Annotated in this window: 22 protein-coding genes; 9 read left to right on the forward strand and 13 right to left on the reverse strand. The window is 60.5% G+C overall.

Annotation, left to right across the window (positions count from 1 at the left end):
- The first annotated feature begins 181 nt into the window (after nucleotides 1-181).
- A complete protein-coding gene (locus AAGQ88_RS20195) occupies nucleotides 182-1,027 on the forward strand; it encodes a MoxR family ATPase (protein WP_285426676.1) in 846 nt (281 codons plus the stop codon).
- Between the two features lie 27 nt (nucleotides 1,028-1,054).
- Nucleotides 1,055-2,233 (forward strand): VWA domain-containing protein, encoded by a 1,179-nt coding sequence (locus AAGQ88_RS20200; protein ID WP_285426675.1) that lies wholly within the window; start codon nucleotides 1,055-1,057, stop codon nucleotides 2,231-2,233.
- A gap of 95 nt (nucleotides 2,234-2,328) precedes the next feature.
- Here AAGQ88_RS20200 and AAGQ88_RS20205 read toward each other — a convergent pair whose 3' ends face one another.
- From AAGQ88_RS20205 to AAGQ88_RS20230, 6 genes are all read right to left on the reverse strand, one after another.
- Complete coding sequence (locus AAGQ88_RS20205; protein WP_342653381.1) at nucleotides 2,329-3,255, reverse strand: biotin-dependent carboxyltransferase family protein; 927 nt, start codon at nucleotides 3,253-3,255, stop codon at nucleotides 2,329-2,331.
- Nucleotides 3,252-3,956: an allophanate hydrolase subunit 1 gene (locus AAGQ88_RS20210; RefSeq protein ID WP_342653382.1), complete on the reverse strand. Its 705-nt coding sequence runs from the start codon at nucleotides 3,954-3,956 to the stop codon at nucleotides 3,252-3,254. Before AAGQ88_RS20210 ends, AAGQ88_RS20205 begins: the two co-directional genes overlap by 4 nt.
- Nucleotides 3,953-4,705, reverse strand: a complete 753-nt coding sequence (locus AAGQ88_RS20215; protein ID WP_342653383.1) for a 5-oxoprolinase subunit PxpA — start codon at nucleotides 4,703-4,705, stop codon at nucleotides 3,953-3,955. The genes AAGQ88_RS20210 and AAGQ88_RS20215 overlap by 4 nt, the downstream gene beginning before the upstream one ends.
- 1,153 nt (nucleotides 4,706-5,858) lie before the next feature.
- Entirely contained in the window at nucleotides 5,859-6,383 is a 525-nt protein-coding gene (locus AAGQ88_RS20220) for a DUF2937 family protein (RefSeq protein ID WP_342653384.1), read from the reverse strand.
- A 13-nt stretch (nucleotides 6,384-6,396) separates the two neighbouring features.
- A complete protein-coding gene (locus tag AAGQ88_RS20225) occupies nucleotides 6,397-7,170 on the reverse strand; it encodes a class II glutamine amidotransferase (protein WP_342653385.1) in 774 nt (257 codons plus the stop codon).
- A gap of 130 nt (nucleotides 7,171-7,300) precedes the next feature.
- On the reverse strand, nucleotides 7,301-7,813 hold the full coding sequence (locus tag AAGQ88_RS20230) for an MFS transporter (protein WP_342653386.1): 513 nt from the start codon (nucleotides 7,811-7,813) through the stop codon (nucleotides 7,301-7,303).
- Nucleotides 7,814-7,952: 139 nt separating this feature from the next.
- Here AAGQ88_RS20230 and AAGQ88_RS20235 point away from each other — a divergent pair, with 139 nt between their 5' ends.
- Nucleotides 7,953-10,010 (forward strand): S9 family peptidase, encoded by a 2,058-nt coding sequence (locus AAGQ88_RS20235; protein WP_342653387.1) that lies wholly within the window; start codon nucleotides 7,953-7,955, stop codon nucleotides 10,008-10,010.
- Nucleotides 10,011-10,125: 115 nt separating this feature from the next.
- The gene (locus AAGQ88_RS20240; protein ID WP_285422309.1) at nucleotides 10,126-10,599 is read left to right on the forward strand and encodes a cyclic nucleotide-binding domain-containing protein; all 474 of its coding nucleotides are present in this window, start codon (nucleotides 10,126-10,128) and stop codon (nucleotides 10,597-10,599) included.
- Between the two features lie 306 nt (nucleotides 10,600-10,905).
- Here the strand turns inward: AAGQ88_RS20240 and AAGQ88_RS20245 are convergent, their stop codons facing one another.
- On the reverse strand, nucleotides 10,906-11,193 hold the full coding sequence (locus tag AAGQ88_RS20245) for a hypothetical protein (RefSeq protein WP_285422310.1): 288 nt from the start codon (nucleotides 11,191-11,193) through the stop codon (nucleotides 10,906-10,908).
- 107 nt (nucleotides 11,194-11,300) lie between these two features.
- Between AAGQ88_RS20245 and AAGQ88_RS20250 the strand changes: the two genes are divergently transcribed.
- The 4 genes from AAGQ88_RS20250 (at nucleotide 11,301) to AAGQ88_RS20265 (ending at nucleotide 13,515) form a co-directional block, all read left to right on the forward strand.
- Nucleotides 11,301-11,987 carry an MnmC family methyltransferase gene (locus AAGQ88_RS20250; protein ID WP_342653388.1) on the forward strand — a complete coding sequence of 229 codons (687 nt, stop codon included), beginning with the start codon at nucleotides 11,301-11,303 and terminating at the stop codon, nucleotides 11,985-11,987.
- A gap of 58 nt (nucleotides 11,988-12,045) precedes the next feature.
- Complete coding sequence (locus AAGQ88_RS20255) at nucleotides 12,046-12,417, forward strand: YajD family HNH nuclease (RefSeq protein ID WP_081565959.1); 372 nt, start codon at nucleotides 12,046-12,048, stop codon at nucleotides 12,415-12,417.
- A gap of 154 nt (nucleotides 12,418-12,571) precedes the next feature.
- A complete protein-coding gene (locus AAGQ88_RS20260; RefSeq protein WP_342653389.1) occupies nucleotides 12,572-13,060 on the forward strand; it encodes an RNA methyltransferase in 489 nt (162 codons plus the stop codon).
- 83 nt (nucleotides 13,061-13,143) lie between these two features.
- Entirely contained in the window at nucleotides 13,144-13,515 is a 372-nt protein-coding gene (locus AAGQ88_RS20265) for a DUF2892 domain-containing protein (RefSeq protein ID WP_342653390.1), read from the forward strand.
- Nucleotides 13,516-13,645: 130 nt separating this feature from the next.
- Here the strand turns inward: AAGQ88_RS20265 and AAGQ88_RS20270 are convergent, their stop codons facing one another.
- The gene (locus tag AAGQ88_RS20270; protein ID WP_342653391.1) at nucleotides 13,646-14,095 is read right to left on the reverse strand and encodes a YcgN family cysteine cluster protein; all 450 of its coding nucleotides are present in this window, start codon (nucleotides 14,093-14,095) and stop codon (nucleotides 13,646-13,648) included.
- A gap of 294 nt (nucleotides 14,096-14,389) precedes the next feature.
- On the opposite strand from AAGQ88_RS20270, the gene AAGQ88_RS20275 reads away from it, so the two are divergent.
- The gene (locus AAGQ88_RS20275; protein ID WP_285422315.1) at nucleotides 14,390-14,983 is read left to right on the forward strand and encodes a nitroreductase family protein; all 594 of its coding nucleotides are present in this window, start codon (nucleotides 14,390-14,392) and stop codon (nucleotides 14,981-14,983) included.
- Between the two features lie 70 nt (nucleotides 14,984-15,053).
- On the opposite strand, the gene AAGQ88_RS20280 is transcribed toward AAGQ88_RS20275, so the two are convergent.
- The 5 genes from AAGQ88_RS20280 to AAGQ88_RS20300 form a co-directional block, all read right to left on the reverse strand.
- Nucleotides 15,054-15,986, reverse strand: coding sequence for a D-2-hydroxyacid dehydrogenase (locus AAGQ88_RS20280; RefSeq protein WP_342653392.1), 933 nt, complete (start codon nucleotides 15,984-15,986; stop codon nucleotides 15,054-15,056).
- Nucleotides 15,987-16,118: 132 nt separating this feature from the next.
- Nucleotides 16,119-16,412 (reverse strand): YcgL domain-containing protein, encoded by a 294-nt coding sequence (locus AAGQ88_RS20285; protein WP_093463565.1) that lies wholly within the window; start codon nucleotides 16,410-16,412, stop codon nucleotides 16,119-16,121.
- A complete protein-coding gene (rnd, locus tag AAGQ88_RS20290) occupies nucleotides 16,409-17,542 on the reverse strand; it encodes a ribonuclease D (RefSeq protein WP_342653393.1) in 1,134 nt (377 codons plus the stop codon). The genes AAGQ88_RS20285 and rnd overlap by 4 nt, the downstream gene beginning before the upstream one ends.
- Nucleotides 17,543-17,675: 133 nt before the next feature.
- On the reverse strand, nucleotides 17,676-18,335 hold the full coding sequence (locus AAGQ88_RS20295; RefSeq protein WP_342653394.1) for a class I SAM-dependent methyltransferase: 660 nt from the start codon (nucleotides 18,333-18,335) through the stop codon (nucleotides 17,676-17,678).
- Nucleotides 18,328-19,977, reverse strand: a complete 1,650-nt coding sequence (locus AAGQ88_RS20300) for a phosphoethanolamine--lipid A transferase (RefSeq protein ID WP_342653395.1) — start codon at nucleotides 19,975-19,977, stop codon at nucleotides 18,328-18,330. The genes AAGQ88_RS20295 and AAGQ88_RS20300 overlap by 8 nt, the downstream gene beginning before the upstream one ends.
- Between the last annotated feature and the right edge of the window lie 226 nt (nucleotides 19,978-20,203).

The raw sequence follows: 20,203 nt of genomic DNA on the forward strand, positions 1-20,203 counted from the left end.
GTTGCGTAGGCGCGTTTTCTCAAGCGCGCGAAGCCGGTCAGACCGCGACCGGCCATTCAGCAACTGAATAAACCGTCTGCGTTCACAGTCGAACGAACGGCGCGTTATAGTCGCCGCATTCTTTCCGCTTATTTACGTCGTCCGGGCACGTTGCCCGTGCGCCAGGTTCGAGGATTTTCCGATGAAGTTCGAAGGCACCCAGGCCTATGTCGCCACTGACGACCTCAAGCTTGCCGTCAATGCCGCCATCACGCTGGAGCGACCGCTGCTGGTCAAGGGCGAGCCCGGCACCGGCAAGACCATGCTTGCTGAACAACTGGCGCAGTCCTTTGGCGCAAAGCTGATCACCTGGCACATCAAATCGACCACCAAAGCCCATCAGGGCCTGTACGAATACGATGCGGTCAGCCGCCTGCGCGACTCGCAGCTGGGTGTCGACAAGGTCCACGACGTACGTAATTACCTCAAGAAAGGCAAACTCTGGGAAGCGTTCGAGTCCGAAGAGCGGGTGATCCTGCTCATCGACGAGATCGACAAGGCCGACATCGAGTTCCCCAACGACCTGTTGCAGGAACTCGACAAGATGGAGTTCTACGTTTACGAAATCGACGAGACGATCAAGGCCAGGAAGCGCCCGATCATCATCATCACGTCGAACAACGAAAAAGAACTGCCAGACGCATTCCTGCGCCGCTGCTTCTTCCACTACATCGCCTTTCCCGACCGCCCTACATTGCAGCGGATCGTCGATGTGCATTATCCCGACATCAAGAAGGATCTGGTGAGCGAAGCGCTGGACGTGTTCTTCGACGTCCGCAAGGTGCCGGGCCTCAAGAAGAAGCCCTCCACCTCCGAGCTGGTCGACTGGCTCAAGCTGCTGATGGCCGACAACATCGGTGAGGCTGTGCTGCGCGAGCGCGATCCGACCAAAGCCATCCCTCCACTGGCCGGTGCGCTGGTCAAGAACGAGCAGGACGTGCAGTTGCTCGAACGGCTGGCGTTCATGAGCCGTCGCGGCAATCGCTGACACTGGGACAAGTGCGGGACAACCATCATGTTGCTCAATCTGTTTAACGAGATGCGCGCAGCGAAGGTGCCGGTGTCGGTACGTGAACTGCTGGACCTGATCAACGCCCTGAAACAGCGGGTGACCTTCGCCGACATGGATGAGTTTTACTACTTGTCCCGGACGATTCTGGTCAAGGATGAACGCCATTTCGACAAGTTCGACCGAGCGTTCGGCGCTTATTTCAATGGGCTGGAAAAGCTCGACGACCACCTGCAGGCGTTGATCCCCGAAGACTGGCTGCGCAAGGAATTCGAGCGCTCGCTGACCGATGAAGAGCGCGCGCAAATCCAGTCGCTGGGTGGCCTGGACAAGCTGATCGAGGCATTCAAAAAGCGTCTGGAAGAACAGAAAGAGCGCCACGCTGGAGGCAATAAATGGATCGGCACGGGCGGCACCAGTCCGTTCGGCTCGGGCGGTTACAACCCTGAAGGCATCCGCGTGGGTGACGCCGGCAAGCGTCAGGGCAAGGCTGCAAAAGTCTGGGATCAACGCGAGTACAAAAACCTCGACGATCAGGTTGAACTCGGCACGCGCAACATCAAAGTGGCTTTGCGGCGCCTGCGCAAGTTCGCCCGTCAGGGTGCGGCGGACGAACTGGATATCGACGGCACCATCGATCACACCGCGCGTGACGCTGGCCTGCTGAACATCCAGATGCGTCCGGAAAGACGCAACACCATCAAACTGTTGCTGCTGTTCGATATCGGCGGCTCGATGGATGCCCACGTCAAAGTGTGCGAAGAACTCTTCTCGGCCTGCAAGACCGAGTTCAAGCACATGGAATACTTCTACTTCCACAACTTCATTTATGAATCCGTGTGGAAGAACAACTTGCGCCGCACGTCCGAGCGCACGTCCACACAAGATCTGCTGCACAAATACGGCGCCGACTACAAGATCATCTTCATCGGCGACGCCGCCATGGCGCCCTACGAAATCACCCAACCCGGCGGCAGCGTCGAACACTGGAACGAAGAAGCCGGGTACGTCTGGATGCACCGCTTCATGGCCAAGTTCAAGAAGATCATCTGGATCAACCCCTACCCCAAAGACGCCTGGGGCTATACCACCTCCACTCATATCGTGCGCGACCTGATCGAAGACCAGATGTATCCGCTGACGCTGCGAGGGCTGGAGGAAGGAATGCGGTATCTGGCGAAGTAATGATGAGATTGTTGGGCGCTGGCTTACACGCGAACAGGCGGTGTCAACGACATCATCCTGACTGACACACCCTGCACCGGCGGGCGAGCGAGCGCCTAAAGGCTTCGACCTAGCTGTTGCAAACAGCCCACCTGCTCCCGATGCGCGACTTCTTGCACCACGGCCCTCATCCGCACCCCACTCCCCGGCAGTTTTTGCGCCAGCCGTGCCAGCGACAGCGGGGTCAGTGCACCGAGCCGGGGGTAGCCGCCGATGGTCTGGCGGTCGTTGAGCAGGACGATCGGCTGGCCGTCAGGCGGGATCTGAATGGCGCCGAGCGGAATGCCTTCGGAGATCATCGGTCTGCCCTGATAGACCAACTCCGGGCCCAGCAGGCGCATGCCCATCCGGTCGGCGCGGCTGTCCAGAGTCCAGTCGCTGTTGAAGGCATCGAACAGGCTCTGGCCACTGAACTGGCCGATCTGTGCGCCGAGAACGACGTCGAGCGCCCGCGCATCGTCGAGGTCCGGAATCAGGTGGGCGGGCAGCGAATGCAACTGGAAGGACGCGCCCGAGTAGGTCAGTTGATCGCCCTCACCCAGCGCTTTGCCGTAGCCATCCAGACCACCGAGCCCTTCGCGCCCGACTGTCGCACAGCTGCCTAACACATCGCTGGCATCAAACCCGCCGGGCGCCGCCAGGTAAGCGCGCGCCCCACATACGGGCTGAGTGAAACGCAAGTGCTGGCCTTTTCTGACGAAGAAACTGCGCCACGGCGTGACGGAGCGATCGTCGAGCATCACGCCCAGGTCAGCGCCGGCCAGCGCGAGGCAGCAATCGGCTTCGGCGATGAGCGTCAGGCCACCGAGGGTGACCTCGACAACAGCGGCGCCGAGCGGGTTGTTCAGCAGTTTGTTAGCCCAGGCCATCGACACCCAGTCCAGCGAGCCGCCCTGGGTCACGCCAAGATGGCGCACGCCGAAGCGGCCCGCATCCTGCAAAAGACAAAGCGGCGTGCTGCTTTTGACGGTCAGCCTGCTCATGTCAGCGCCTCCAGCGGGGTGTCGTCGCCGCCCAGACGAATGAATTCGGCATGGCTCACCGGCGCAAAACGCACGGTGTCGCCCGGTTGCATGAGGCTGTAGCCGTCGAGGGTGCGGTCGAACAACTTTGCCGGCGTGCGCCCCAGGATGTTCCAGCCGCCGGGGGATTCCAGCGGGTACGCTGCGGTTTGCCGCTCGGCAATGCCGACACTGCCTGCGGCGACACGCTTGCGCGGGGTCTTGATGCGAGGCGCAGCGAGGACTTCTTCGACCAGCCCCATGAACGCGAAGCCGGGCGCGAAACCGAGCGCGAACACTTGGTATTCGCGCTGGCTGTGACGCTGGATGACTTCATCCAACGAGAAGCCGCTGCGTCTGGACAACAAGGCCAGCTCAGGCCCGACGCTTGCGTCATACCAGACCGGCAACACATGCTGCCGGCCGCTTTGGCCGGCGTCAGGCGACAGATGTCGTAGCGCGGAGGCAATGACGGCGCGCGCTTGCTGTGGATCCAGCGCCAGCAGGTCGTAGTGCACCATCAAAGTCGTGTAAGAGGGCACCAGATCAATCAAATGCGCACCGAAGCCCTCCCGCAGACGCAGGCTTGCGGCCAGCATCCACGGCATGTTCGCCTCATCGATGACGTCGAACAGGCGCACCATCAGGCAATCGATCGCGACGACTTCAATGCGCACATTCATGACGCTGACGTCTTGCCCAGCGCCTGACGAATGCGCTGCACCGCAGCGATGGAGCTCGCGTTGTCGCCATGCACGCACAAGGTCTGCGCGTCGAGCAGCAGCTCGCTGCCGTCACTGGCAATCAAAGCTTCGCCGCGGGACAGTGTCAGCGCCTGGCTGATGATGGTTTCCGGGTCGTGATGGACTGCGCCAGGCAGGTTGCGCGACACCAGTCGACCGAGGGCGTCATAGGCCCGATCGGCGAAGGCTTCGAACCACAAGGTCACTCCGAACTCATCGGCAATGGCCTGGGCGGCGGCATTGTCGCGCATGGCCAGCAGCATCAGCGGCATCTGCGGGTTGTATCGAGCAATGGCCTCGACCACCGCCCGCAGCTGCGCAGGGTTGGCCATCATGTCGTTGTACAAAGCGCCGTGCGGTTTGACGTAGCTGACCTTCGTTCCCTGGGCACGGCACACGCCATCCAGCGCACCAATCTGGTAATGCAGCAGGTCCTGAATTTCCTGCGCAGAGCACACCATCGACCGACGGCCGAACCCCACCAGATCCGGATACGCGGGATGAGCACCGATGGTGACGTCATGGGCCACCGCCAGCGCGACGGTCTTGCGCATGACACTGGGATCACCGGCGTGAAAGCCGCAAGCGATATTGGCGCAATCGATGTAAGGCATGACCTCGGCATCCAGACCCATGGTCCAGGCGCCGTAGCTTTCGCCGATATCACAATTCAATAACAGGCCGCCCACGGGGTGTCTCCTGTGCGAATGAAAGTTGAGGACGAGGCTTGAGTTTACGCGTGGGAAAGATCACTTGGCAGCGCTGAAAACGGCCCGTCACCTGCACACGCATTCTTGAGCGGGAACCACCGACGCGTCCAACTAGTAAAAGCGAGCGGGCCAGATAAGAAAAAGTGAACGGTCGACATCCTGCGTGGGATTGAAGGTTGGCAGGCGGGATTCGCAGGACCGGCTTTAGCCGGGAAGGCGTCCGCCAGATTCCTACCTTGGCACAGCAATTGTAGGAGTGAGCTTGCTCGCGATCTGGCGCGCAGCGGCAGCAGAATCGGATGACGGGGTATGTCAGGCAGACTGCATGGCCGGGCTTTACGACGACTTCGTCGCCGATCGCGGGACAAGCCACGCTCCTAGGGGCAGTGCATCAAGCCTTCGCGAGCAAGCTCGCACACAGGTTTTGTGCTTGACCCAATACCAGGCAACGCCGCAGAAATCCTGTGGGAGTGAGCTTGCTCGCGATTAGGCCGATATGCTCGCCGGAGAGATATCGCGTGACCATCAGCCTTCGAGTTTTGTGCTCGACACGAACCTGGCAACCCCACAAATCCCTTGTAGGAGCGCGGCTTGTCCCGCGATCTGGCGCGCAGCGGCAGCGGAATCGGATGACGGGGTGTGTCAGGCAGACTGCATGGCCGGGCTTTACGACGACTTCGTCGCCGATCGCGGGACAAGCCACGCTCCTACGGGCAGTGCATCAAGCCTTCGCGAGCAAGCCCGCTCCCACAGGTTTTGTGCTTGACCCAATACCAGGCGACGCCGCAGAAATCCTGTGGGAGTGAGCTCGCTCGCGAAGGCTGGTTTCCAGCCTCTGCATCTCCACTGGCTGTAACCGGCCCCTTCCCGGCTGAAGCCGGTCCTACAGTCGCTACGAGCTTTTCGTAGGACCGGCTTTAGCCGGGAAGGCGTCTGCCAGATTCCTGCCGTGGCACAGCAACTGTAGGAGCGCGCTTGCCCGCGAAGGCTGGTTTCCAGCCTCTGCATCTCGACTGGCTGTAACCGACCCTTTCCCGGCTGAAGCCGGTCCTACAGACGCTGCGAACGGGGCGAGTGTTCAGAGCCGGCTCGCCCTGTTCATCAGCGATCAGAACGTCAATCGGCTCAGGGCTTAACGCCAGTCGCGATTGACCGGTCGAACGTGGTGTCGGCCAACGAAAAGCCAGTCGATGAACACCACAAAACTTTCGATCACCAGCGAGAACAGCAGCGCGCAGGCAAGGCCCCAGCCGATGACTTCCGGCGACAGCAGCACCTGCCATGTGTAGCCATTCCAGGTTTCCGCACGAATGTCAGGGTCGGCGGCGGTGAGGACGTGATAAGCGCGCGCGTACCACGGGCCCTGTAGCGCCAGCCACTCGTGGTCCAGCGTCTGAGTGCGCGTCAGCAGGTTATTGATGTTGTTGGCATCGGTGCGAAACACCGGGTCTTCGCTGCTGCGATAATGCTGGATCAGCGCCTGCACATCGCCGTTGAAGAAACGCTGCGCGGTCTCGTTGTAGCCGCGAAGGGCCTGCTGGGCTTCCATCAGATGCGCTTCTACCCGCTTGCTGTAATCACTGATGAAGCCGGGAATCTGCACGCCGATCAACAGGCCCGCCGTGAACAACACCAGTCGCAGATAGCTTCGCAGCATAGATCCCTCTCTTTCAGGTTCGCCCTTGGGCCACGCATTCGCCGCGGCGCCAGAGGCTCCAGTGACCTGGCTCGTAGCGATTCCAGGTCTCGTTTTCGGTCAGCGGCTCGGTGGCGATCACGGTGACCACGTCATTGGGCGTGGTTTCAGCCTGAAAATCGACGATCACATCGACATCCTTCAGGCGGGCCGGACCGAACGGCGCTCGACGAGTGATGTGCACCAGCTTGGTGGAACAAAAACAAAATAGCCAGTCGCCATCACTAAGCAGACCGTTGAACACGCCCTTGCTGCGGTATTCATTGCAGGCTTCGACCAGCGTCGGCAACAGCTGTTCGATCTCGACTGGTTCGGGGAACGCCTCGCGGATCCGGTTGAGCAGATCGCAGAATGCAGCCTCGCTGTCGGTATCGCCGACAGGCCGATAAAACGTGGCGCGGGGATGGAAATCCGCCAGCTGGCCGTTGTGGGCAAAGCACCAGTTGCGCCCCCACAGCTCGCGCACGAAAGGATGGGTATTGGACAGACAGACCTTGCCGACGTTGGCCTGGCGAATATGCCCGATGACCACTTCACTCTTGATCGGGTAACGCTGCACCAGCTGCGCCACCTCGGACTCGCTGCTGGCCGCGGGATCCTGGAACACCCGTAACCCGCGTCCTTCGTAGAAACCGATGCCCCAGCCGTCACGATGCGGACCGGTACGCCCGCCGCGCTGCATCAGCCCGGTAAAGCTGAACACGATGTCGGTGGGTACGTTGGCACTCATGCCCAGAAGTTCACACATGGTCAGGTCTCGGTACGCTCAACGGCGCATGGCCCTACTGAAGCGCGCTGCCTGCAAAAACGGGGATCTGGCAACCAACGCGCGATTTCGACGGATGGATCGTGCAGAAGCGGCACAACGGTGCCGCGCATTACAGCTTGGGTTCGACCCGATAGCGTCCGCCATTATTGCCGACTGCAGGCTTACTGGCCGGTGCGCTCGGCTCAGGGACGTATCGCCCGTTGCCTTCTGCGGCATACCGTTCATCCTGCTGCTTCTGTTCGGCAGCCGCTTGGGCAGCCGCGGCTTCGGCGTGGGCCTGACGGGCCTTTTTCTTGCGCAGAAACGGCAGGCGAATCAGTGCGAAGATGACATAAAGCCCCAGCGCGACAGCGCCGTAAGTGGCCAGATCAAGCACCGCTTGCCAGACGATGTTGCCGACCTTCAAGGCCAGGTCCAGCACGCTGATCGCCAGCGCCGGTGCGTAACGTTCCTTGACCGGATCGATGACAGTCGGGCAGAACAGCAGCACAGCGCCGATCACGCGCAAAGGTTCGCGCAGGTAGCGCCACATCCAGCCGGTCAGCTTGAACCACACCAACAGACAACCCAACGCAGCGAATGCGTAAAGGCCCCAGGCAATCAGATAGTCGTTGTCGGTCATGACGTCCGTGGTAAGGCAGGTAAAGAGGCGCTTATGATAACGACTTTTCGCACGCCTAGCTTCCCCGGCTTCAGTTATCGGGCTGCAGCGTCCTGACGCCGCGTCCCGCACCGGCCGACCCCACTTGAGAGAGCCCCGCATGCCATCTTCCCATAACACCCTGAGCGCCCCGGTTGCCCGCAAGGCCGACGGCGCCGATCCGTATGCCTGGCTGCAGAACCGCGACACCGATGAGGTGCTCGACTACCTCAAGGCAGAAAACGACTATCAGGAGCAGCAACTGGCCGATCAGCAGGCGCTGCGTGAAACGCTGTTCCAGGAAATCAAAGGGCGCATTCTCGAAACCGACCTGTCGCTGCCTTCGCCGTGGGGGCCGTATCTGTATTACACCCGCACCACCGAAGGCGACGAGTACGCACGCCATTATCGCTGCCCGCGCCCGGCCGACGACTCGCAGACGGTCGATGAAAGCGCCGAAGAGCTGTTGCTCGACCCCAATGCACTGGCCAATGGCGGCTTCTTTTCACTGGGCACGTTCAGCATCAGTCCGGACCATCAACGTCTGGCCTACAGCCTGGACACCAGCGGCGAAGAGGTCTATCAGCTGTACGTCAAGGAACTGAGCAGCGGCGAGGTCATCGGCCTGCCGTTCGAGGACTGCGATGGCAGCATGACGTGGGCCAACGACAGCCGCACGCTGTTCTTCGGCGAACTGGATGACACCCATCGTCCGCACAAGCTGTACCGCCACACGCTGGGCAATGATTTTGCCGATCTGGTGTTCAACGAGCCGGACGGGCGTTTCTTTCTGCATTGCTATCGCAGCAGTTCCGAACGTCAACTGGTGCTGGCGCTGGACAGCAAGACCACCAGCGAGGCCTGGGTGCTGGACGCGAGCAAGCCGGAGCAGGCGTTCGTCTGCATGGCCCCGCGCAGCGAAGGTCACGAATATTCGGTGGACCACGGTCTGGTCGACGGTGCGTGGAGCTGGCTGATCCGCAGTAACCAGGCGGGCATCAATTTCGCCCTGTTCCATGCGCCCGAAAGAGCGGCCGGCGTGCCGGAGCGCAACGACTGGCAGACGCTCGTGCCGCACAGCGAGTCAGTCATGCTCGACGGCTTCAGCCTCAATGCCAAAGGCCTGACCCTGAGCCTGCGCGAAGACGGTTTGCCCATCGTCGAAGTACACCCACAAGGCCTGCCGGCTTATCGCGTGCAACTGCCGGATGCGGCCTACAACCTTTATGTGCAGGACACCCTTGAATTCGAAAGCGACAAGATCCGCCTGCGCTATCAATCCCTCAATCGCCCGCCACAAGTGCGTCAACTGACCCTGGCGACCGGCGAGCAGACCGTGCTCAAACAGACGCCGGTACTGGGCGTCTTCGATGCCGATGCCTACGTCAGCCAGCGCCTGTGGGCGACCGCCGCCGATGGTACGCAAGTGCCGATCAGCCTTGTCGTCAAACGTGAACGGGTGGGTCAGACGGTTCCGCTTTACCTCTACGGTTATGGCGCCTATGGCGAGAGTCTCGATCCATGGTTCTCTCATGCACGCCTGAGCCTGCTGGATCGCGGCGTTGCGTTCGCCATTGCCCATGTGCGCGGCGGCGGCGAACTGGGCGAGGCCTGGTATCGCAACGGCAAGCAGGAGCACAAGCCCAATACCTTCAGCGACTTCATCGCCTGTGCCGAGCACTTGATCGCCGAGCAGCTGACGAGCGCCGAGCAATTGGTGATCAGCGGCGGCAGCGCGGGCGGCCTGTTGATCGGTGCAGTGGTCAATCAACGACCTGAGCTGTTCAAGGCGGCGATCGCCGAGGTGCCGTTCGTCGACGTGCTGAATACCATGCTCGACCCCGAACTGCCGCTCACCGTCACCGAATACGACGAGTGGGGCAACCCGCAGGAAGCCGATGTCTACCAGCGCATCAAGGCTTATGCGCCATACGAGAACGTCACGGCGCAGAATTACCCGGCAATGCTGGTGATCGCCGGCTATAACGACAGTCGGGTGCAGTATTGGGAAGCGGCCAAGTGGGTGGCAAAATTGCGCGACCGCAAGACCGATGACCATCTGCTCTTGCTCAAGACCGAACTGGGCGCCGGGCACGGCGGCATGAGCGGCCGTTATCAGGGATTGCGTGACGTGGCGCTCGAATACGGGTTTATCTTCAAGGTATTGCATCTGGCCTGAGGAACTCCCTCGCGGCCCTTTGTCATATCAGACACATCCCGGACAGCGTGTGGTCCGGGAGCCGTTTTCATGTAAGCAAACGCTTTTTCATCAAGACACTCACCAAGAACCTGCCATGCCCACACCGTCGTCACTGAACAATGAAATTCGCGAAATGCTGATGGATTGCGGTCTCTTCCTGGCATTGAGTCCCGCTGACTTTTCGGCCGCCGCGGGCTACTTCAGCATCAGCAGCATCGAAAAAGGCGAAGCCATCTTCAACGAGGGCGACGCGGGCACGTTCATGTGCATCATCCACTCGGGCACGGTGTCGGTGCAGAAGCTCAACGGCGACGGCAAGCCGGTTGAAACCGCGGTCTTGCGCAGCGGCCGGGCGTTCGGCGAAATGGCCGTCCTGGACGGCGAACGACGTTCGGCCAGTTGCGTTGCCGCCTCGCCCTGCTATCTGCTGAATCTGGGCAAGGACTCGCTCGACAAGATGCTTAACGACGCGCCCAAAGTCGCCGCGAAGATCATCCGCGCGATTGCGGTCGCCATGTCAAAGCGTCTGCGGATGATGGACGGACAGGTGTTGGCGCATCAGGAGTGACGCGCCGGTCTTGAGTCTGTCTGGCCGGAGAATTCAGAAACGCCCGTAAATCCCTGTAGGAGTGAGCTTGCTCGCGAATTCGCCGGTGTGTCTGGTGGAGATCTGACGGCAGGAAATCAGCCATCGCGAGCAAGCTCGCTCTCACAAACTTTGTAGCCTGGCTCGATGCCCGTGGGCGCCGCATTACCTTGTAGGAGTGAGCTTGCTCGCGAAGAGGCCGGCACCTTCACAGCCTCTGCACTGGCTGGAACACCGCCCTCACAAACACACCCGCTTGCGCAAAACTTTACCAAAGCGCCACGGCATTCAAGGGCTCGGCTTGGCCGGCGGCGGCAATCCCGGCAGCGGCTCGTCCTCTTTTGGCGGTCCTGGCTGAGGAATCTTCGGCAACAACGGCGGGTTGCCCTGCCCTCCCGCGCGCGGCACGGACGGCGGCGTGACTTGCGGGTAAGGCGTCGGCGTGGCGGTTCCGGGTGAGCCGGCCGTCGCGGCAATCGGCTCAGGGGTGTTGAGGATCGGCTGCAGATTTTCGGCATAAACCTGCGATGCACCCAGCATCGTCAAGACAATCGCCGCTAGAATGGAGCGCTTCATCGTTGGCCTCCACTGCCAATGTTCGCTGTTCCGCTCAGGCTACTCCTGCGCAACGCATCATGCTCAGACAAATTGACGCGTACGCCCAGCCTTCCCATGAGTTCTCCATGAAACGTTTCGTTCTGCTCGACACCACTCCGATCCCCGATAACGGCGGCGCCCTGTGCCTGTTCGAATACGGCGAGGATTTCGTGATCAAGATTCAGGGCGGCGACGGTGGCCAGTTGATGAACACGCGCATGCACGGATCCGAGGACGCGCTGGCGCAGATACCCTGTACCAAAGTCGCTTCGCGGCCCAACCCTCGAGTGCTGATCGGCGGCCTTGGCATGGGCTTCACACTGGCCTCGGCCCTCAAACATCTGGGCAAGAACGGCGAAGTGGTTGTCGCCGAACTGGTGCCCGGCGTGGTCGAGTGGAACCGTGGTGCCTTGGGCGAGAAATCCGGCAATCCATTGCAGGACCCACGCGCGAAGGTGCTCGTCCAGGACGTCGCGCAGGTGCTGAAAAGCGAGCCTCATGGCTTCGACGCCATCATGCTCGACGTCGACAACGGTCCCGAAGGCCTGACGCAAAAGTCCAACAGTTGGCTGTACTCGGCCGGTGGCCTGGCCGCTTGCGCCAGTGCCTTGCGCCCCAAAGGCGTGCTGGCGGTGTGGTCGGCCAGCGCTGATGCCGCCTTCAGCGAGAAGCTGCGCAAGGCCGGATTCAAGGCCGAAGAGGTCAAGGTCTACGCCCACGGCAACAAAGGCACGCGCCACACGATCTGGATCGCAGAAAAAGTCAAAGGCTGAGCCCGCAGCAAAGCGCTAGAATTCCCCCATTGCCAACGCACACGAAACAGGTGACACCATGAGTTCGGGAACGCCGACCAACACGTCCAAGCTGGACCGCATCCTTGCCGACGCCCAGCGCGATCGCGAAATGGGCTATCGCGACAAAGCCCTGCGCATGTACCCGCACGTCTGCGGCCGCTGCGCGCGGGAGTTTTCCGGCAAGCGCCTGAGCGAGCTGACGGTGCATCATCGCGACCACAACCATGACAACAACCCTCAGGACGGTTCCAACTGGGAATTGCTCTGCCTGTATTGCCACGACAACGAGCACTCTCGTTACACCGACCAGCAGTACTTTTCCGACAGCTCGCTGAGCACGCCCAAGGCCGCCAAAGCGACACACAACCCATTCGCCGCCCTGGCCGGTCTGATGAAGAAAGATGAATGAACCTGTCGCAGTGCGCTGGCCCGCGACGCGCTCGTTCAGCCGATACAACCTGGTCGCCTGATCCGGACAATCGCGGGCCAGCGCGCTCCCACGCGTTCGCTGAGCCCCGCCTTCCCGTATAATCCCGCGCTTTCTCTCAAGAGCACCCTCCTCCGTGGCCAACAAACGCTATGCCTGCATCGGCTTGTTCAACCCTAAATCCGCGGAAAACGTCGGTTCGGTGATGCGCGCGGCAGGTTGTTACGGCGTGGCATCGGTGTTCTACACCGGCAAACGCTACGAGCGGGCGCGGGACTTCGTGACCGACACCAAGAAAATCCATCAGGACATTCCGCTGATCGGCATCGACGACCTGAAAAAGATCATCCCGCTTGGCTGCGTGCCCGTGGCGGTCGAACTGGTGGACGGCGCACGGGCGCTGCCCGAGTACACCCACCCCGATCGCGCGCTGTACATCTTCGGCCCTGAAGACGGTTCGCTGGATAAAGACATTCGCGACTGGTGCGAGGACGTCGTGTACATCCCGACGACCGGCTGCATGAACCTAGCTGCAACGGTCAACGTGGTGCTTTACGACCGCATGGCCAAAGGCAACAACACCCGCTCCGGTCCGAAGTTTGGCCGGGAAACCGATCGCACCTGATCGGCAGGTGATGACAACGCATTGAACAGTTCGTGTTTGTGACAGTCAGCTTTAGGGACCTTACTCTTCATGGAGAACGCATCATGAGCGACACCCCGATCATTGAACGCATCGAACGTCCTTTGCATGATTACCCACAACAGAACGTCCAGGGCTGGGAGCGCATCGGCTCGCTGGCCGGCGGTGTGCTGATGATGGGCAAAGGCCTGCGCCGGGGCGGGATTTTCGGTCTGGTGCAGTTGGCCATTGGCGGTGCGGTGCTGGCGCGAGGCATCACCGGCCATTGCTCAGCCAAAGCCCTGCTGGACAAAAGCCGCAGCGAAATGGACGTGGCCCGTGCCCGGATCCATGAAGCCGGCGCCGAACTGAGCAAACTCAAGACCAAAGCCGAAGTCGCTGCAGAAGAAGCCGTGGTTCAGAGCATCGACGCCGTCAAAGGGCCGAAAGGCGTCTGAGCCAGGCTGACGAGCTGTCGACGCGGTGACTGACAGGCGCAGTGTCCGGGTCAGCCAGGCGTCAGCGGTGCGTGTCTGAAGTCTAGGCTTCGGACACAACCGCTGGCTGCTGCCAGGTGATGCGTCAGGATCAACCGGCGCGGAAAATCAGATAATCCTCCCAGTCGTCCTCGGCCACGCTCTTTTCGCTGAGCATGCGCCCTGACTGGGAAATCCCCTCTTTGTGAACCTGATCGCGGTCACCGCACACCAGATGGTGCCAATGCGGCAAATCCTTGCCTTCGCTGACCAGCCGATAACCACAGGTCGGGGGCAGCCATTTGAATTCATCGGCCTGACCCGGCGTCAACTGAATGCAGTCCGGCACCCACGTGCGGCGATTCGGGTAATCGGTGCACTGGCACGTCTGCAGATCCAGCAGTTTGCAGGCGATACGCGTGTAGTAGACGCTGCCGTCGTCCTCGTCCTCCAGCTTCTGCAGGCAGCACAATCCACAGCCGTCACACAGCGACTCCCACTCGACCGGATCGAGTTGAGCGAGGGTTTTGCGTGTCCAGAACGGTTCGACTTTTGCGGTCATGATGGCTGCGAGAACTGCTTTCGGGCGATGAAAAGGTCGCCAGTCTAGAGCTACATGGCAGCCGGGCCAAGCCTTGGCGACTGTCGGTCCCGCCAGCGGCGCCGCAAACAGGGCGCAGGCTTGTCAGCTGCCCTGTGGCGCAGTAGCTTTAGGCCCTCACTGGCTCCCTGCAAAGCCGGTGATCGCGCATCACCTCGGTTTCGACGATGCCTGCCGTCAACGGCCCATCTGATTGTTCTCACCCCGGCCGTTCAGCGGCTGGCGGTTTACTCAACTCTTCAGGATCAGACATACATGAGCGCCAACCCACGCGTTGCCGATTACGCCATTCACCCGCAGTTCACCGATCGATGGTCGCCTCGCGCCTTTACCGGTGAAAGCATTCCGCAGGAAACCCTGCTGAGCTTTTTCGAAGCCGCGCGCTGGGCGCCTTCGGCTTATAACTCGCAACCGTGGCGCTTTTTGTACGCCCGTCGCGACACCCCGAACTGGGAGCGTTTCCTTGGCCTGCTCAACGAGTTCAACCGCGGCTGGGCGCAGCACGCGTCGGCGCTGGTGATCATTATTTCCAAGACCACTTTCACAGCGCCCGGCGCCAGCGAAGAAACGCCCGCGCTCTGGCACACTTTCGACACCGGATCGGCATGGGGCCACCTGGCGCTGCAAGCAAGCCTGAGCGGCTGGCACACCCACGGCATGGCCGGTTTCGATCAGGAACTGACTCGCAAGGAGCTGAAAATCCCCGAAGGCTACGCGCTGCACGCCGCAGTGGCGATCGGCAAACTGGGGGACAAAGCGACGCTCGCCGAATACTTGCAAGCACGCGAAACCCCGAGCCCACGCCGCCCGCTGGCCGAACTGGCCGCTGAAGGGGATTTCACGCTGTAAGACGGCGTCCGGGCAGACCCAGCAGCGCGTTTGTCCGGGTCTGGCCGACCGTCGACAGTCCGTCGCCGCATCAATAGCCCTTCACGAAATCCACTTCGCCGCGCAGTGCTTCGCCTGCGCCGTAGGCCTTGAGGTTCTCGACGAATAACCGGGTCATCGCCACCGGCGAGGTGGGCCCGGAGCTGTGGCCCGTGAGCAGCAGCCCCCACGCCGTCCAGAAAGGATGGCGTTGCGGCAGCGGCTCCTGACGGCACACGTCGATCACCGCGCCCGCCAGATGACCCTCTTTCAGCGCATTGACCAGATCGGCGTCGACCACCGCTACGCCTCGCCCGACGTTGATGAACAGCGCCGAGGGCTTGAAGTGACTGAACAGGCTGGCGTCGTAGACGTCGTGGGTCTGCGGCGTGTTTGGCAGCAGGTTGATGACAAAGTCGACCTCTCCCACCAGGCGCGGCAGATCGCTCAGCGTACCGACTTCGACGAACGGCGCCTGGGTCCGGGCGCTGGACGCTACACCGTAGACTTCGACGCCAAAGGGCTGCAGAAACCGGGCGACGCTGACACCGACATCGCCAGTGCCGACGATCAGCGCCTTGCGCCCCGCCAGACTCTGGCTCGGACGATCATCCCACTTGCGCTCGACCTGACTGACCAGACGCGCCAACACTTCGCGCTCGTGAATCAGCATGTAGGTCAGCACGAACTCGGCCATGACCTGCCCGAAAATGCCGACGGCGCGGGTAAGCCGATACTCGCGATTCAGGCCGGCCGCCAGCAGCGGCGTGATCCCTGCCCAGGTGGATTGCAGCCATTTGGGTTTGTGGCCCTGGCGCAGCAGATTGGCCAGCAGATCAGGCTGACCCAGCCAGATCGGCGTCTGAGCGGCCATTTTCGACAGTTCGGCGGAGTCGCCGCTGCTCAGGACTTCGATCTCGGGAGCGGCTTTGCGCAGCAGTTCGGTGTAAATAACGTAATCGTGTTCGGCGATCAGAACGCGCATGGATTAAAACTCGAATAAACAGGACATGCGACCGCACGATGCGAAACCGGCTGCCTTGATGATCAGTGGCAGCCAGTCGCGCCGCGCTGCGGTCCGGTGTACCCCTGCGATGAATTGCAGGGTGGAAATCGGTCAGACCGGGTCGTTGCGACGTAATAGCTCTTCGGGCAAATGCTCGATGTATTCGTCCTCGGCCGGCGGCATCTGCAGGTGATAACCCTGCTTCTCGAGGTTGGCCAGTACGGTGTGAATGTCTTCGCGGGCCAGGGTGCGCTCAGGCGTCAGGACCAGATCGAAAGCGTGCTGCGGCTTGCCGAAAGCGCTCAGCAACTCGACCGGGACGCGCTCCAGCGCATCGCTCTTGAGCACGTAGAGGTACATTTCGTTCTTGCGCGGGCTGCGGTAGATGGAGCAAATACGTTTCAAGGCTGTTCTCCGGCGTTGGCCAGGCTGTCGAGCAGCATCTGGCCCATCAATTCGCGGCGCCAGCCACGCAGCGAATCGGGCAGTTGATAGGGACCGTCAGGGAAACCGGTCTTGAGCAATGCTTCGAGGGTCTTCTTGCGCAGCATCAGCTCCGGCGCCATGTCCAGGCGTTCGGCTTGCTGCTGGCCAATGGCGCGCAGGCTCTTGAGCACATTCGAAGCTTCGATCGGCAGCGGCTCGGGCAAAGCGGGCGGCCACAGATCGGGTGACACGCTGCCGGCTTTCTTGATCAGGTCGAGCAGAAACTCGCCATCCTGACGCACGGTCTTGGGATGCATGTCTTCAATTTTTGCCAGCGCGGCGAGATTATCCGGCTGGGTCTTGGCCAGCGGCCACAGCGACTGTTCGCGCAGGACCCGGTTGCGCGGCTGATTGCGCAGACGCGCCTGCTGCTCACGCCAGGCGCACAGTTCACGCAGCACTGCCAGTTGTGCCCGGGACAGCTTCCACGCCAGCTTGGCCTCGCGGTAAACCTGATAGGGATCGGTTTCGCGGCGCAGGTTGGCGACCAGCTCGGCGCCGTCCTCCAGCACCCAGGCATACTTTTCTTCGGACAGGCGCGGGCGAAGCAGGCTGTAGACCTCGGCCAGGTGCACGGCATCTTCGGCGGCATAGCTGATCTGAGTGTCCGACAGCGGACGCTGCAGCCAGTCTGAACGGGTTTCGCCCTTGGGCAGCTCGATGTTCAGCACTTCCTGCACCAGACGCGAATAACCCATGGAGAACCCGAGGTTCAGATAAGCAGCGGCCAGCTGAGTATCGAACAACGGCGCCGGCAGGCTCCCGGTCAGGCGCAGAAGAACTTCCAGGTCCTCACTGCAGGCATGAACGACTTTGATGACGTCGGTATTTTCCAGAAGCTCGGCAAGCGGTTTCCACTCGTTGATCAGCAACGGGTCAATCAGAAAGGCCCGCGAACCATCGCCGATCTGCAACAGGCCGGCAATGGGATAGAAGGTGTCGACGCGCATGAATTCGGTGTCGAGCGCTACGAACGGCAGCGTCTGCCACTGAGCGCAATGTTGGGCGAGGCTGTCGTCGTCGCGAATCCAGTGAATATCGATGGCCACACGGCTCTCCCTTGAAGAATGGCGCGCAGTATATATCGCTGAAAGCGTTTACCGGGCATCCGTCCTGCAAGTCTCGAACAACTTCATGTTCGATGTTTCTCGATCGAGCGCGTAATGGCGACCGTCCATCGGATCATCCACCCTGCTTGCGCAGGATGTAGACGCGTCGCAACCCGTAGCCTGGGAAGAAGTCGTGATGGTCGACTATCTGGAAACCCGCCCGCGCAAATTCTGACTCTATTTCGCTGCGGCACACGACGAACCGGTTCCGTGGGGGAACAGCCACATCGTGCTGGCTTCGTAGCTGACGGTTGCGGCGCCACGCTTTTAGGTTGCCATCGACCCATATCGATACGATGGCCGTATCACGGGTCACCCGGTGGAACTCGTCGAGCACTTCGGCGCGTTTATCGCCGTCGGCCAGATGATGGAACAGTCGCATGCAAAAGATGCAGTCGACAGCGTTCGCCGAAAGATCAATGGCAAAGGCCGAACTTTGGAAAGTTCGCACGCGCCTGCGCACCTCCTCCGAAGACTGCGCTTCGGCCCGTTGCAGCGTATCCACAGACGGGTCCGCGGCCAGAATCACGCGATTGGCATGCTCGGCCAGCACCGGCCAGAAACGCCCGGAACCGGCCGGCAGGTCAAGCACCAGCCCCGGCTCACCGGCATCGCGCAACGCTCGGCGGGCCAGTTGCGCATTGCGCCACAAACTCAGACGGCGTGCCAGTCCAGGCTCGGATGGCCGCTCACAGTGTTGCATGCGGGAAGGATCGCTCGCCTGGTCATTCATTGGCCAGTACCCCATCCGTATAAATTCCCCGGCAGCCGGCAAACATATCCAGCGCCGGGTTATAAACGCTGGTATTCACTTTCAACAGGCCCAGCATCGAGTGGAACAAGTTGTCCTGACTCAACGGGGTGTCGCGTTCTTTCTGCAAACAATGGGTATTAACGGCGAAGGATTGCTGATAATTATCGGAGAACCAGGCAATCATCGGCACATGCTTTTGTTGATCGGGCGCCAGCATGTAAGGTGTGCCATGCAGGAACAGGTTGTACTCGCCCAGCGACTCGCCGTGATCGGACAGATACACCATCGCCGTGTCCACTTTATTCTGATTGGTGCGCAAGATATCGATCAGGGACGCCAATACGTGATCGGTGTACAACAGCGTATTGTCGTAGCCATTAACGATACTTTCCCGCGTGCAATTATTCAGCGCGTTACTTTCACACACCGGCGTAAACTTCTCGAACTCTTTAGGGTAGCGCTTGAAGTATTCAGGACCATGGCTGCCCATCTGGTGCAACACGAGCACCGTGTCTTTGCTCAGGTTGTCGATGAAACTCTGCAAGCCCTGCAACAGGATTTCATCGCGGCATTCATTGTTCGAGCACAACACCGGGTCTTTCAGGTTACTGACGTCCTGCAGCGTCACGCGATCGCAAGTGCCTTTGCAGCCCGACTGGTTGTCGCGCCAGACGACATCCAGACCGGCGCGTTTGAGCACATCGAGCATGCCCTCCTCATTCTTCGCGGCACTGGCATCGTAGTCCTTGCGGCCCATGTTGGAGAACATGCAGGGCACTGAGACGGCGGTTTCGGTACCGCAGGAGTGCACATCGGTGAACGTCAGCAAGCCACGTTCTTTCTTCAACTGCGGCGTCGTATCGCGGCTATAGCCCAGAATGCCGAAGTTCTCGGCGCGGGCACTTTCACCAACGACCAGCACGGTAAGGGATTTGCGCTTGTGTTCCTGCCAGTCGCTGGCCAGTTTCGCATCCTGACCGATACTGACAAAAGGACGCTGAGCCGACTTCACCTGCTCCCCGAGGTAACCGATGGATGCACCGATGTAGTTGCTCGGCACGACCATCAAGCGCAGTTCATGGTGGTTGCGAAACAGCGAAGAAAGCCCTTGATAGTTCATCAGCGCGACGCCACCGATCACGCCGGCGCACGCCACGGCAACCAAGGCCTTGCTGACCAGTTCACGGGTCCAGCGGCGGTAATTGACCGGCAGTCTGTAGATGACGAGCGACGGTAACACGCCGAGAAACAGCAGGTACGCCCCAAACTTCAGCGACAGCAGATCACGCACTTCGGTCGCATTGGTTTCGGCGAAGTTACGAAACATGCCCGAATCAATCAGCACGCCATATTGGCTCATGAAATAGGTGACGCCCGCACTGATCATGAATAAAACAATCAATACCGGCTTTAATACTCTTTTGAACGCAAACAGGGTCAAAAATATATTGAAGGCACAGAACACCATGACCGCAAAAGCGCCACGCAACAAGAGCCCCTTACCATCAAAATTGGTAATGGAAAACAAGTGCTGCCAGAGTGTCAGGTTAAAAGCGACCAACAAAAAGACACTGGCGAGCACGGTCACGAGCTCAGGACGAACAGCTTTTACTTTGAGCATGGGAATCTGCTTTAGGTGAAGTGAGAACGTCGAACCCACAAATAAGGCTCTTTCGACGTTGCAAACTTTAGGCAGCGAGCCATCAATTTTTTGTGAAAAGGATGAGAACAAATGGTGCGGCTGAATATTCTTTCGAGTGCAGGCATTTTTTCAGGGACGAACAGTTCGCAGTCACGGCCGGCCGGGTGTCGTGGCGGGCACCTGAAGCTGCCCGCCGAGCGCGCAG

Source organism: Pseudomonas sp. F3-2 (assembly GCF_038804275.1).
Taxonomy (GTDB): Bacteria; Pseudomonadota; Gammaproteobacteria; order Pseudomonadales; family Pseudomonadaceae; genus Aquipseudomonas.

What these genes read in the sequence shown, in the direction of transcription:
- AAGQ88_RS20250 (WP_342653388.1), top strand. Translation starts at nt 11,301, where the DNA reads ATGAAACGTTTCGTTCTGCTCGACACCACTCCGATCCCCGATAACGGC.
- AAGQ88_RS20265 (WP_342653390.1), top strand. Translation starts at nt 13,144, where the DNA reads ATGAGCGACACCCCGATCATTGAACGCATCGAACGTCCTTTGCATGAT.
- AAGQ88_RS20255 (WP_081565959.1), top strand. Translation starts at nt 12,046, where the DNA reads ATGAGTTCGGGAACGCCGACCAACACGTCCAAGCTGGACCGCATCCTT.
- AAGQ88_RS20270 (WP_342653391.1), bottom strand. Translation starts at nt 14,095, where the DNA reads ATGACCGCAAAAGTCGAACCGTTCTGGACACGCAAAACCCTCGCTCAA.
- AAGQ88_RS20275 (WP_285422315.1), top strand. Translation starts at nt 14,390, where the DNA reads ATGAGCGCCAACCCACGCGTTGCCGATTACGCCATTCACCCGCAGTTC.
- AAGQ88_RS20200 (WP_285426675.1), top strand. Translation starts at nt 1,055, where the DNA reads ATGTTGCTCAATCTGTTTAACGAGATGCGCGCAGCGAAGGTGCCGGTG.
- AAGQ88_RS20280 (WP_342653392.1), bottom strand. Translation starts at nt 15,986, where the DNA reads ATGCGCGTTCTGATCGCCGAACACGATTACGTTATTTACACCGAACTG.
- AAGQ88_RS20240 (WP_285422309.1), top strand. Translation starts at nt 10,126, where the DNA reads ATGCCCACACCGTCGTCACTGAACAATGAAATTCGCGAAATGCTGATG.
- AAGQ88_RS20295 (WP_342653394.1), bottom strand. Translation starts at nt 18,335, where the DNA reads ATGAATGACCAGGCGAGCGATCCTTCCCGCATGCAACACTGTGAGCGG.
- AAGQ88_RS20300 (WP_342653395.1), bottom strand. Translation starts at nt 19,977, where the DNA reads ATGCTCAAAGTAAAAGCTGTTCGTCCTGAGCTCGTGACCGTGCTCGCC.
- AAGQ88_RS20220 (WP_342653384.1), bottom strand. Translation starts at nt 6,383, where the DNA reads ATGCTGCGAAGCTATCTGCGACTGGTGTTGTTCACGGCGGGCCTGTTG.
- AAGQ88_RS20245 (WP_285422310.1), bottom strand. Translation starts at nt 11,193, where the DNA reads ATGAAGCGCTCCATTCTAGCGGCGATTGTCTTGACGATGCTGGGTGCA.
- AAGQ88_RS20235 (WP_342653387.1), top strand. Translation starts at nt 7,953, where the DNA reads ATGCCATCTTCCCATAACACCCTGAGCGCCCCGGTTGCCCGCAAGGCC.
- AAGQ88_RS20195 (WP_285426676.1), top strand. Translation starts at nt 182, where the DNA reads ATGAAGTTCGAAGGCACCCAGGCCTATGTCGCCACTGACGACCTCAAG.
- AAGQ88_RS20225 (WP_342653385.1), bottom strand. Translation starts at nt 7,170, where the DNA reads ATGTGTGAACTTCTGGGCATGAGTGCCAACGTACCCACCGACATCGTG.
- AAGQ88_RS20230 (WP_342653386.1), bottom strand. Translation starts at nt 7,813, where the DNA reads ATGACCGACAACGACTATCTGATTGCCTGGGGCCTTTACGCATTCGCT.
- AAGQ88_RS20205 (WP_342653381.1), bottom strand. Translation starts at nt 3,255, where the DNA reads ATGAGCAGGCTGACCGTCAAAAGCAGCACGCCGCTTTGTCTTTTGCAG.
- AAGQ88_RS20210 (WP_342653382.1), bottom strand. Translation starts at nt 3,956, where the DNA reads ATGAATGTGCGCATTGAAGTCGTCGCGATCGATTGCCTGATGGTGCGC.